This is a genomic window from Limnohabitans sp. B9-3, assembly GCF_002778325.1.
Taxonomy (GTDB): Bacteria; Pseudomonadota; Gammaproteobacteria; order Burkholderiales; family Burkholderiaceae_C; genus Limnohabitans; species Limnohabitans kasalickyi.
Map to the genome: position 1 here is coordinate 141,845 of NZ_NESI01000006.1, position 12,508 is coordinate 154,352.

Genomic DNA, 12,508 nt, shown 5'->3' on the forward strand with positions numbered 1-12,508 from the left:
AAGGCAACCAGCTAGGTAATCACCTAGAACAGCGACGCCAAGTCTTCCATATGATTTTCCACGTCACACAACATTTACATCCTTGGACGTGCACATGACGCAAACAGAAAAATCCCCCGTTTTGATCATTGGCGCGGGTCCCGTTGGCCTGAGCTTGGCGATGGATTTGGCTCAACGCGGCGTTGAAGTGATCGTGGTGGAAACCCGCCACCGTGGTCAAGCGCCTAGTGTCAAGTGCAACCACGTGTCAGCCCGCACGATGGAGATTTTCAGGCGCCTGGGCGTAGCTCAAAAAATTCGCAGTAGCGGTTTGCCTGCAGACTACCCACACGACGTGGCTTATCGCACGTCCTTCACGGGCATGGAGTTGTCGCGCATTTCCATTCCCTGCCGCCGGGATCGCTTCACAGACATTGATGGACCCGATGGCAACTGGCCCACCCCAGAGCCACCGCACCGCATCAACCAAATTTATCTCGAACCCATCCTTTTTGAACATGTGGCGAGCTTGCCAAACGTGAAAATCCTGAATCGAACCTGCATCGATGATTTCACCCAAGACGACGAGGGTGTCACTGCGCTAGGCCATCATTTGGATTCAGGCGATTTGGTGTCGATCCGTTGCCAATACATGGTCGGCTGTGACGGCGGCAGGTCCAGCACACGCCAAAAAATTGGGGCCAAGCTGGAAGGTGTGGACGTGGTGGGCCGTGTGCAATCCACCTACATCCGCGCACCAGAACTGATTAAATATTTGAAAGTCGCGCCTGCTTGGGCGACCTTCTCACTCAACCCTAGACGCTGTGGCAACGTATACGCCATCGACGGGCAAGAGACTTGGTTGATTCACAACTACCTCCTAGAAAACGAAACCGAATTTGATTCGGTCGACCGTGATTGGGCTATTCGACAAATTCTGGGTGTGGGTGAAGATTTTCAATACGAGATCTTGGCCAACGAAGACTGGGTAGGCCGCCGCTTGGTAGCCGACAAATTCAGAGACCGACGCGTTTTCATTTGCGGAGACTCGGCTCACCTTTGGATTCCTATGGCCGGCTACGGCATGAACGCAGGTATTGCCGACGCCATGAACTTATCTTGGTTGTTGGCTGCACACCTCAATGGCTGGGCAGGTGCTGGCATCTTGGATGCTTATGAACGTGAGAGAAAGCCCATCACCGAACAAGTCTCGCGCTTCGCCATGAACCATGCTATTGCACTGCAAAAAGAACGCGAAGCCGTTCCCGACGGCCTTGAGGAAATAGGCACAAACGGTGAGGCGCTGCGCACTCGTACCGGACAAAAACTTTATGACTTGAACGTGCAGCAGTATTGCTGTGCGGGCTTGAACTTTGGATACTTCTACGATGCGTCCAACCTGATTGCCTATGACGGTGAAGCCCAACCCGGCTACTCCATGTACCAATTCACACCGTCAACTGTGCCAGGCTGTCGTACACCGCACGTTTGGATGGACAGCGGTCAGTCCTTGTACGACGCCATGGGCGACGACTACAGCTTGTTGCGCACGGATCCCTCGATCGATGTCAGCATCTTGTTAGACGAAGCCAAAGCACGTGGCATACCGCTGCGTTTGGTCGACATCACAGGCGAAGCAGCACACCTCATCTACAAAGAAGCCTTGGTCTTGTCTCGGCCAGATCAGCATGTGGCTTGGCGCGGCAACACACTCCCCAACAACTTACACGCCCTCCTCGACTTGATCAGTGGCACAACGAAGGAACTCGCATGACATCGCATCGACAAAATTTTCGGCTTTTGCTCTGCGGCATCACCGCCTTGCTATTCACAACGATGGGCGCGCATGCGCAAAAAACGGACTACCCAGCCAAGCCCGTTCGGATGGTCGTCACCTTTCCTCCCGGTGGCAGCACCGATGTCGTGCTGCGCATGCTCGTGCCTCGATTGAACGACAAACTGGGCCAGCAAGTGGTGATCGACAACCGTCCGGGTGCGGGTGGCAACATTGGTTTGAACTTGGTGGCCAAAGCCCCCGCGGACGGCTACACCCTTGGGATTGGTGCCGCAGGTGGCTTGTCTGCCAATGCCAGTTTGTATGCGCAAATGCCGTTTGACCCCGTCAAAGACCTCAAACCCATCAGCATGGTGGCCGCCATTCCTTTTGTGTTGATTGGCCAACCAGGACTGCCCGCAAAGACGTTCAACGAGCTCATGGCGTACGCCAAATTGAATCCGGGAAAGTTGTCGATTGCCCACGGTGGCAACGGCACAGCCATGCACTTGTCCTCTGCTTTGCTCAACCAAATGAGCGACATGAAATTGGTTGAAATCCCTTACAAAGGTTCAGGTCCAGCGGCCATGGACGTGCTTTCTGGGCAAGTTCCTTTGGCGATTGTGGATTTGCCAGCTTCACTGCAACACATCAAAGCGGGCAAGCTCACCGCTTATGCCGTGACCAGCTTGCAACGCTTGAGCTCCCTACCCGATGTGCCCACCTTGTCTGAATCCGGACTCACAGGTTACGACTCGACGGGCTGGTTTGGCATGGTGGCACCCGCAGGCACACCAAGCGCTATCGTCGCGCGCATGAATAGCGAGATCACCGCCGCACTGAACGACGACGCCATCAAAACCAGCATGAGAAATCTGGGCGTCGAACCCGCACCCAGTTCGGTAGAGGCTTTTGAGGCCTATATCAAATCTGAATCGCAAAAATGGGCCAAAGTCATTAAGACGGCCAACATCAAAATCGAATGATCTGCACATGAGCACTACCTTGCACACCGACGTGTTGATCGTCGGCGCCGGCCCCGTTGGCCTAACCTTGGCCATGGATTTGGCTGGACGTGGCGTCAAAGTCACCATCGCCGAAATTCGCCACTACGCAGAACCACCCAACGTCAAATGCAACCATGTGTCAGCGCGCACCATGGAGCAGTTTCGCCGTTTGGGCGTGGCCAAGGCTGTGCGAGAGGCAGGCTTGCCCAGCGATTACCCCAACGACGTGGTGTTTCGCACCCGCATGACGGGCGAAGAGCTCACCCGCATTCCCATTCCCTGTCGAGAAGACCGTTACACAGAAACTGAGGGGCCCGATGCTTGGTGGCCCACGGCAGAGCCGCCACATCGTATCAACCAAATTTTCCTTGAACCCATCTTGTTGCATCACACGGCAAGCTTGGACAACATAACCTTGCTCAACCGAACACAAGTCACCCAGTTCACACAAGACGATGACGGCGTGCATGCAGAGCTGCTCAACCTCGACGACCAAAGCACACAACACATCCATGCACGCTACATGGTCGGTTGTGATGGCGGTAGCTCGAATGTTCGCAAGCAAATGGGCGCGCAACTTGAAGGCACAGCCGTCATTCAACGCGTGCAATCCACTTACATCCGAGCCCCTCAGCTGCTGGGCTTGATGCCGGGCAAACCTGCTTGGTGCTACTACTCGGTCAACCCCGACCGCTGCGGCACTGCCTTTGCCATCGATGGCCAAGAAAAATGGTTGGTGCACAACCACTTGAATCCCGACGAGCCTGAGTTTGACTCGGTCGATCGCGATGCCTCCATACGCCACATCTTGGGTGTCGATCAGGACTTTGAGTACGAGATCATCAGCAAAGAAGACTGGGTGGGTCGACGTTTGGTGGCCAATCGGTTTCGCGACCGCAACGTGTTCATTGCTGGAGACGCTGCCCATTTGTGGGTGCCCTACGCAGGTTACGGCATGAACGCCGGCATTGCCGATGCTGTCCACCTGGCCTGGTTGCTGGCTGCACGCGTGCAAGGCTGGGGCGCAACAAGCATCCTCGATGCTTACGAGGCCGAGCGTCAACCGATCACCGAACAAGTCTCGAATTTTGCGATGGACCACGCGCAAAAAATGATCAAAGCACGACGCGCTGTGCCTGCCAACATCGAAGCCAACGACGCGCAAGGCGCCAAGGCCCGTGAAGACATTGGGCGCGAAGCCTACGAACTCAACGTGCAACAGTTTTGCTGCGCCGGCTTGAACTTTGGCTACTACTACAACGACTCCACGCTCATCGTTGCCGACCAAGAAGCACCTCCGCCCTACACCATGGGTAGTTTCACGCCATCCACCGTGCCCGGGTGCCGAGCGCCCCACTTTTGGCTACACGATGGTCGCTCGCTGTATGACGCTTTCGGTCCTGGCTACACCTTGCTGCGCTTTGCACCTCAGTCTGATGTACACACCTTCATGGATGAGGCCAAGGCTCAAGGCGTGCCACTCACCTTGTTGAACATCAAACCGCAAGACGCGCCACCCGAGATCTACCAACACCCCTTGGTGCTCTGCCGTGCAGATCAACATGTGGTGTGGCGCGGTCAGCAGTTGCCTGCCGATGATGTATCTCAACTGGTTGCGCGCTTGCGAGGTTTTGTCAATGATTCGGCTTGAGCATGCGTGCGCCTCAAGCCCTATTCAATCGAAACAACCAAGCCGTCAATTCAGCTCACCACGCCCAAATGCCATGGCACGAATTCATGGTTACCCAAATCTAAAAGCTCGCTCTTGGTCGGCTCGCCTGAAGCATGCTTGAGAAGGTCCTCAAAAATGAGTTGCCCCATTTCCTGCACCGTCGCTTCGCCATCCAAGATACGACCGCAGTTGATGTCCATGTCTTCCTCAAGACGGGTAAACATCTCCGTGTTGCTGGCGAGCTTGATGGTGGGTGCGGGACGTGAGCCAAACATCGACCCGCGCCCCGTGGTGAAACAAATCAAATTTGCACCGCTGGCAATTTGACCGGTCACCGCCACAGGGTCGTAGCCCGGAGAGTCCATGAACACAAAGCCCTTGTGCGTGATTGGCTCGGCGTATTCGTAAAACGCTTGCAAGGGCGTTGAACCAGCCTTCATGGCGGAACCCAACGACTTCTCAAAAATATTAGCCAACCCGCCTTGCTGGTTACCGTGCCCCACCACGCCGTTGAATTGCACATTCGTGCCGCGGGTGTATTGCGTCCACCAAGCCAATTTGTCCAACAGTTTTTGGCCTACCTCGGGCGTCACGGCACGCCGAGTGAGCATGTGCTCGACCCCGTGAATTTCAGGTGTCTCCGACAAAATAGCGGTGCCGCCGTGACGCACCAAAATGTCCATCGCTGCACCCAACGCCGGGTTGCACGTGATGCCGGAGAAGCCATCCGAGCCACCGCACTCCAAACCAATAGACAAATGGCTGGCAGAGACAGATTCGCGCTTCACATCATTAGCAGCCGCCAGCATGCGTTCAACAGCGGCAATGCCTGCTTCAATCGTAGCGCGGGTGCCCCCCACCTCTTGCATGACCAAGGTTTGCATCAACTCACTGGGACGAAGCGCTTGCGAAGCCACCAAGTCAGCCACTTGATTGCGCTCACACCCCAAGCCAACGATCAATGCGCCGGCCAAGTTAGGGTGGCGTACATAACCCGCAATCGTGCGGCGTAGCAAATCAAAGTGCGGGCTCGGTGAGGCCATGCCGCAGCCTGTGGTTTGCGCAAACGCAACCACTCCGTCGATGTTGGGATACGGTCTCAAACGCTCTGGCGTGAAATAAGCCGCAATTTTGTGAATCACCGTGGCGGAACAATTGACCGATGAAAAAATACCAATGAAATTTCGCGTCCCCACACGACCATCTGGCCGCATGTACCCCATGAAACGCGCTTGCTCTGATATGGGCAATATCGCCACCGGCTTCACATCAACGCCAAAAGCGGGGTCGTGGTAAAAATCGGCCAAAGCCAAGTTGTGTCCATGCACATGCTCGCCCGCCGCAATGTCGCGGGTGGCCACACCAATTTCGGTGTTGTACTTGAGAATTCGCTCACCCGCTGCGATGGCACGTAAGGCAATCTTGTGGCCCGCTGGCACCTGCGCTTTAACTTTGACGCCCCATGCATCGACGTGCTCACCCAAGCTGAGCGGTCGTTTGGCGATCAAGACACTGTCGTTGGCGTGAAGACGGATCAATGGCATAGCTTAGTTTTTCACCAGTTCTTTGAGTTTCAATTTATCAATCAACACGGTTTCTTTTTTGTAGACCTGTGCCACATAGCTCTCGTAATCAGGGCCATCTAAATACAGCACGGGTGCATCAATTTTTTCGCACGCCTGCTTAAATTCATCGCTGGCAACGGCCACACGAAACGCTTGACGCAACCGCATGGCGACTACGAGATCTAAACCTTTGGGCGCACCAATACCGTTGGGCGCATCGACCACCACATTGAAACCTGCATCCTTCAAGGTGGGAACCTCTTTGAAACGACTCACGCGCTGCTCGCCCCAAGTGGCCAACAAACGCATTTTTCCGGCCTCCACATGGGGGGCCCAAGAGGACGAATCAACCAACACGTCCACATGGCCACCTAATACGGCCTGCAGCGCATCTGCACCGCCCTTGAAAGGAATGTGGTTGAACTTGATGCCTGCAGACATGGCGAACTCTTCCATGCCGACATGTGTGGCACCGCCAACGCCCGCGTGTGCATAAGTGATCTTTCCGGGGTTGGCACGTGCGTCAGCCACCAGTTCTTGCAGCGTTTTCCAACGGCCGTTCGCCAAAGTCGCCATGCCAAAGGTTTGACCTGACGTACGCGCTAGGTAAGTCAAATCTTTCAATGGATCAATCGCCACCGAACCCAACTGAGAGAAGCGTGTGACCGAGATGGGAATTTGACCAATCGTGTAACCGTCAGGCTTGGCATTGGCCATCGCTTTCAAACCGATCATGCCTGAGGCGCCCACCTTGTTGTCCACGACCACAGCTTGCCCTAACTCCTTGCCTGCTGCTGCGCACAGCGCACGCATGGTTTGATCCGCCGTACCGCCCGCAGGCCATGGACAAATGAAGGTGATGGGCTTTTCGGGATAGGCCGCAGCTTGGCTGGGCAAAGAAAAAACCAAGGGGCTGGCGGCGAGGCAAAAAACTGTCTTGCCGAATTGACGTCGGGTGTTGTTCATGCGATGTGTCTCCTGTAGGTATGCCGTCATTTTTACCTTTTTATCCATTACCATCTAATGAAAAATACGACTGTATTCATAACAAAAATGGCAACTATTCAAATCCTATGAACAGCATAGACCGCGTTCTACGATCCAACCTCAAACTCAAGCACTTGCAACTCTTGGTGGCCTTGGATCAATTGAGGCATTTAGGCAAGACGGCAGAATTTCTCGCCATCACGCAACCCGCAGTGTCTAAAACGTTGGCAGAGATTGAGCGTTTGTTTGACCTCACGCTGTTCACACGCTCCACACGCGGCACCGAACCTACGCCACAAGGCGAAAGCGTGGTGCGCTTTGCACGCACCGTGCTCAGCGAGTTCGAACGCACCAAGGAAGACATCACCTCCGCATCAACGGGTGCCTCAGGTCGAACCCATGTGGGTGCGATGGTGGTGGCAATGCCCACCTTGCTCAGCCCAGCCATTGAAAAAGTCAAAAAACAAGCTGCACAAATGCGCGTGATGGTGGAAGAAGGCGACCTCACACGATTACTGCCTCGTTTAAGAAGAGGTGAACTTGATCTGCTGGTGGGCCGTCTGGAACCAGGTTATGCAGCGCCCGATTTGGACACCGAGCCGCTGTACCAAGAGCCTATGTGCTTGGTGGTCAAGCCGGACCATCCTCTGACACAACACAAAAAAATCACCTGGCAACACCTCGCCCAACAGGCTTGGGTGGTGCCTCCGCCCTGGGCATCCTCCAGAATCAAACTGGAGCAAACGTTTCACAGACACGGGCTGAACCCACCCAGCGATTTGATTGAAAGCGCGTCTTTTTTAGCCATTTTGTGCGCGGTACGTGATCAACAAGCCGTGGGTTTCGTAGCGCATGGTGTGGGTCAGCATTTTCAAAAAGAAGGCTTATTCAAAGTGTTGCCTATCTCTCTCTCGATGGACTTACCGCCGGTGGGGCTGATCACCATGCGAGGGCAAAAAATATCACTCACCACGCAAACCTTGATGACGTGCTTGCGGGCTGTGGCCAAAAAACGAAAGAGTGAGCGAATTCGCCAATTTTCTTAGGGAAGCCCTTCAGCAGACCTCGCTTGATACAACGCGACGCCTGCCTCGTTCAAGATGCGCGTCACTGCGCCTTGGTGCAACAGGTAATTGAGGCAAGCGACACTCTCGCCAGTGGCGAGGTTGAGCAAACCAGCATCGGTTTCGTCGATGCTGCGGCCAAACAAGGTGGTGAAAACATCGACCACGCGTTTGGGCTGTTTCAAACTTTGACGCAAGCGCTCCAGCGTGCGTACTTGGGCCAAGGCCAAGTAATCAAGTCGGGCATGCAAACCGCGAAAGCACTCGTTATGCGAAGGCAGCACCAGCACATCATCGGGCACTTCCTGCTTGAGCTTGGCCAATGACGCCAACCACTCTTGCATGGGGTTGGCATCCGGCTCAGTGGGATGCACCGACACGTTGGACGAAATGCGTGGCAGCACTTGATCGCCAGAAATCAAGAGCTTGCGATCTTCGCAATACAAACACGCGTGCTCGGGCGAATGCCCAGTCCCCACAATCACCCGCCAAGTGTGTTGCCCAATTTGAATGCGCTCGCAGTCTTTGATGCGGCGGTAACTTTCAGGTAAGGCATGGATGTACTTCCCAAAATTCCCGAAGCGGGCTTGGTAGTTTTCAATGGCAGCGCCCGACCAACCCGCCCGACGATAAAACGCCAAGGCATCCTCAGGCGCTTGGCGCCCAGAATCAGCAGCGAGCACACGGCAATTCAAATACTCAAGTCGCGTCATCCACAAGCGGCATTTGAATTTGCGCGTCAACCAACCCGCAATGCCCACATGGTCAGGGTGCATGTGCGTCACAAAAACTCGGGTCAACGGCCGTTGCTCCGTGGCGTTGGCAAAGATTTGACGCCAAGCGCTCAGGTTCGCCTCGGTCTGCATGCCCGTGTCTACGATGGCCCAGCCGTTGTCGTCTTCAATGCCCCACACATTGATGTGATTGAGCGTGATGGGCAAAGGCATGCGCATCCACACCACGCCGGGGGCAACTTCAATCACCTGCCCCACTTCTGGGACTTTCTCAAACGGGTAGACAAGTGTGGGCTTTTCAAGCCGATCGCGCGGCGGTGTGACTTCAGTCATAAGTTAGCTTGCCGGTATAAGTCGCTTGCGCGAGTCAGGTGATCGGTCATGGCCTTGACAGCCCCTGGCACATCATGGGCGGCAATCGCATCGATAATTTTTTGATGCTCCGCCAAGGTGAGCTCTTCGGCACCTGGCGCACGAACAATGGACTGGTAATACGCACTGGCCCAGCCAAACAAAGCCTCCACGATGGCCGGGAAAATCGGGTTGCCGGTGATGCGGGCAATCTCGCGATGAAAAGCCATGTCTTTTTTCATGAACTGATCCAAATTGACCATGGAAGCTCGGTGGTCTGCTTGTCGCGCTTGCAGCCTCAGCACGTCATCGGGTGTGGCTTTTTCAGCAGCGAGCTTGACCATACCGGTTTCTAAAAACAGCCGCGCTTCTTTCAGATGATCCAGCGTTTCAGGCTGCATACGTAACAAATGGCGAGCGCCGCCAGCAATTTGATCGATCAGCAAATGCGCAGTGGGCACCACCACCCTCGCCCGCTCGCCATGAGAAATTTCCACAATCCCCGAACGCGCCAACTCTTGCAGCGCCTCGCGCACAGCCACGCGACCCACGCCATACACCTCCATCAACTCACGCTCCGAGGGCAGTTGGTCACCAGGGCTGATCTCACCGGACTCAATGCGTTGCATGAGTCGATCAAGTACTTCTTGGTAGAGCTTTCGTCTTTGGATAGGTTCAACAGTCATGGCATGAATCTACCATCATGCGAATTGCCCCGACCGCACCTGCCCGTAAAAGCTGGCCGAACCCAACTGCCCGCCTTTCAACGCGACTTCCAAGCCATCGCGTAGGGGATCGTTTGACCAAGCGCGACACAAAGGCACGCCCGGGGCCATGCCAGCCTCCACCGTCAACGCTTGAATGCCCAAGTGGCTGCCCACAGCACCCGAACTGTCGCCCCCAGCCACCACGATGCGGCGAATGGTGGAGCCGTCGAGTACCTGCCGCATGATTTCGGCCAGCACTTGGCCGACACGTGCAGCAGCATCGCTTGTACTCATCTGCGCAACCGAGGCGGAGCTTTCAAAGTTCAACACAGCTGGGTCATCGGGCCCTTCGGCTGAAAAAATGATGGGCGAAACATTTTTCGCAATAGCGGCCAACGCTCCCACAACCAAACGTGCAATTTCTGCGTCGACTTGCTGCGGGTCCAAACATTTGGCGATGTCTAAACGTTCGGTGGCAAAGCCGTTGGCCCGCGCCCACTGAATTTGGGCCGCACTCATGGGGGAGCAACTGCCGCTGACCACGGCAATGCAAGGTACCTCGAAGGCCACGGGCAAGCTCGGTGTCGCGGGAATCAACCCCTGCTGACGCCAATACGCCGCCAGTGCATATTGCAAGCCTGATGAGGAAGCACTGAACACGCCTTGACCCCGGTTCTCCCACACCAATCGCCCAGCTTCAATTTGACTGGCCGTGTCGGCCACATCAATCATGACCACAGGAGCGTCGTCCCCTTGCAGGGCTGTGCAACGTGCTTGACCTACGCCCTCGGAGAGTTCGGCCAAGTCAATCAGTTCAATGCGACGCGGCGTTTGCGCCGCCAAATGCACGCGCAAGTCACCCTCTTGCATGGGGGTGACGGGATGGCGTGACATGGTGGGATGACGATCAATGCGATGCACAGCACCATTGGCTGCCGCAAACAAATGCCCAAACACTTGGTAGCGCTTGAGCCGCGGCGCCCCGACCACCATCGGCGACCAAGTCGATGCAAACGTGTTCACACCCGAATCAATCGCCTGACCAATCGATCCCACGCGCGGCGATGAGTCAAAGGTGGAGCACACCTTGTATTGCAAAACGGGTGCACCCAAGTCGCGCAAGCGTTGAAACACAGCAGGGAGTTCACGCCTCATCCATTCAGGGCTTTTGCCGCGCGATTGACCGGCCAAGCCTATGCAGCGCATGTGCCCAAAGCGCGCTAGATCTTCAAGTCGGGGCACGTCCAAAAATAAAACAGTGGGCACACCGGCTGCAGTGAAGGCTTCCATCACGTCGGTGGAGCCCGTGAAATCATCACCGTAATAGGTGAGCAAAAGTCCATCAGGCCAAGCGGTCGAGGTAGCGTTTGACATGGGCATGGGCATCACCAAAAAGTCAAAGCACGTTGCAAGGCGGGGCGGTCTTTGGCATAGCTGACCAAATCCACACCCGCTTCGGCTGCTTCCCACGCTTGGCGCAGCGCCGTGACACCACAAGACACGCCATCGGGATGACCAAAAATACCGCCACCCGCCGTGCAAATCAAATCGGCATTGCCCAACGCGGCATAGGTGTCGTGCGCTTGCAGGCCCGTTTGGGCCGAGCTGAACACGGGCACGGCTTGCATGGGCGCGTCCGCAAACAGGGGTGTGATCACCGAACGCGCAGAGGCAATGACTACCGCATCGGGTTCGCTGAATTTGTTGCGCAAACCATTCACATGCAAATGGTCGACGCCCGCCAAGCGCCAAATTTGTTGCCAGGCGGCAAAGTCCCAGCCCACGTATGGGCTGCGGCTCAAGTAGCCCCAGCCTGCGCGGTGCGCATGGATGGGCAAGGTGCTGTGCTGCCTGAAGGCGCTTAGACCAGTCAGACCCACGGAATTCAAGCACACCATCACACACGAGCCTTGGTGCTTGAGCACCCAATCGTGGCGACGCTTCATTTGGTCAAGGTTACCGGTGATGTTGAAGGCCACCATCACTTGACGCCCCATCTTTTGCGAGGCGTCGTTCACCACGCGCATCACGGCTTCTACGCGTTGGTCAAAGGGGCAGTAACTGCCATCGGCTTGCAGTTCATCGTCTTTGATGAAGTCAATCCCACCATCGACCAAGAGCTGCACTTGCTGGGCCGTTTCAGCAACACTCAAACCCACGCTGGGTTTGATGATGGTGCCAATCAACGGCCCTTTGGCCACGCCACTCAAACGACGTGTACCTGCCATGCCAAAGGCGGGGCCCGGATAGGCTTTGGCAAACGCGGGCGGCAAGGTTAAATCCAACAAACGCAAACCCGATACTTGTGCCAGCTCGAACAAATTGCCAGCGACCGTGGCCATCAAGGTGGGCAAACAAGGCCCCATGTTCTCTAAGGGCCAAGACAGTTCCAGCAAACAACGTGTGTAAGTGTTCGACTTCATGCCACCCGGCAAGCTAGGCTCGCCCACGGTTTCTAAGATCTGCAATGACTCCACCCGTGCGCCAGAGCGCTCTTTCAGAGCCGGTGTTTCCGTCGCGAGTTTTAAAAATGTGCCACTCGACTGCTCGCCCGCGATCACCTCTGCAGCGCGCATCGGATCATCACCTGTCTCCAACCAATATCGGGCGTAAATTCGTTCGCTCATCTCAGTACTTTCTTGCATAAAAAAAGACGACCTCAAGAATG

10 protein-coding genes are annotated in these 12,508 nt (G+C 55.6%); 4 read left to right on the top strand and 6 right to left on the bottom strand.

All coding sequences use genetic code 11. The features are described 5' to 3' along the window. Positions 1-94: 94 nt before the first annotated feature. Genes B9Z42_RS10885 through B9Z42_RS10895 form a run of 3 tightly spaced genes read left to right on the top strand, consistent with a single transcriptional unit; the run spans position 95 to position 4,411 of the window. On the top strand, positions 95-1,753 hold the full coding sequence (locus tag B9Z42_RS10885) for an FAD-dependent oxidoreductase (RefSeq protein WP_100133505.1): 1,659 nt from the start codon (positions 95-97) through the stop codon (positions 1,751-1,753). Then, entirely contained in the window at positions 1,750-2,739 is a 990-nt protein-coding gene (locus tag B9Z42_RS10890; RefSeq protein WP_100133417.1) for a tripartite tricarboxylate transporter substrate binding protein, read from the top strand. Before B9Z42_RS10885 ends, B9Z42_RS10890 begins: the two co-directional genes overlap by 4 nt. A 7-nt stretch (positions 2,740-2,746) precedes the next feature. Further along, entirely contained in the window at positions 2,747-4,411 is a 1,665-nt protein-coding gene (locus tag B9Z42_RS10895) for an FAD-dependent oxidoreductase (protein ID WP_100133418.1), read from the top strand. Positions 4,412-4,461: 50 nt separating this feature from the next. Here the strand turns inward: B9Z42_RS10895 and B9Z42_RS10900 are convergent, their stop codons facing one another. After that, complete coding sequence (locus B9Z42_RS10900; RefSeq protein WP_100133419.1) at positions 4,462-5,976, bottom strand: UxaA family hydrolase; 1,515 nt, start codon at positions 5,974-5,976, stop codon at positions 4,462-4,464. Positions 5,977-5,979: 3 nt separating this feature from the next. Next, complete coding sequence (locus tag B9Z42_RS10905; protein ID WP_100133506.1) at positions 5,980-6,963, bottom strand: tripartite tricarboxylate transporter substrate binding protein; 984 nt, start codon at positions 6,961-6,963, stop codon at positions 5,980-5,982. Between the two features lie 107 nt (positions 6,964-7,070). On the opposite strand from B9Z42_RS10905, the gene B9Z42_RS10910 reads away from it, so the two are divergent. Next, the gene (locus B9Z42_RS10910) at positions 7,071-8,030 is read left to right on the top strand and encodes a LysR substrate-binding domain-containing protein (protein WP_100133420.1); all 960 of its coding nucleotides are present in this window, start codon (positions 7,071-7,073) and stop codon (positions 8,028-8,030) included. Here the strand turns inward: B9Z42_RS10910 and B9Z42_RS10915 are convergent. The 4 genes from B9Z42_RS10915 to B9Z42_RS10930 are packed head-to-tail and all read right to left on the bottom strand — an operon-like array spanning position 8,027 to position 12,467. Then, positions 8,027-9,115 (bottom strand): MBL fold metallo-hydrolase, encoded by a 1,089-nt coding sequence (locus tag B9Z42_RS10915; protein ID WP_100133422.1) that lies wholly within the window; start codon positions 9,113-9,115, stop codon positions 8,027-8,029. The genes B9Z42_RS10910 and B9Z42_RS10915 overlap by 4 nt on opposite strands. Then, on the bottom strand, positions 9,112-9,819 hold the full coding sequence (locus B9Z42_RS10920) for a transcriptional regulator NanR (protein ID WP_100133423.1): 708 nt from the start codon (positions 9,817-9,819) through the stop codon (positions 9,112-9,114). The genes B9Z42_RS10915 and B9Z42_RS10920 overlap by 4 nt, the downstream gene beginning before the upstream one ends. A 15-nt stretch (positions 9,820-9,834) precedes the next feature. Further along, complete coding sequence (gene oiaK, locus B9Z42_RS10925) at positions 9,835-11,214, bottom strand: 3-oxo-isoapionate kinase OiaK (protein WP_100133507.1); 1,380 nt, start codon at positions 11,212-11,214, stop codon at positions 9,835-9,837. Between the two features lie 11 nt (positions 11,215-11,225). After that, on the bottom strand, positions 11,226-12,467 hold the full coding sequence (locus tag B9Z42_RS10930; protein ID WP_100133425.1) for a ribulose-bisphosphate carboxylase large subunit family protein: 1,242 nt from the start codon (positions 12,465-12,467) through the stop codon (positions 11,226-11,228). Positions 12,468-12,508: the final 41 nt, after the last annotated feature.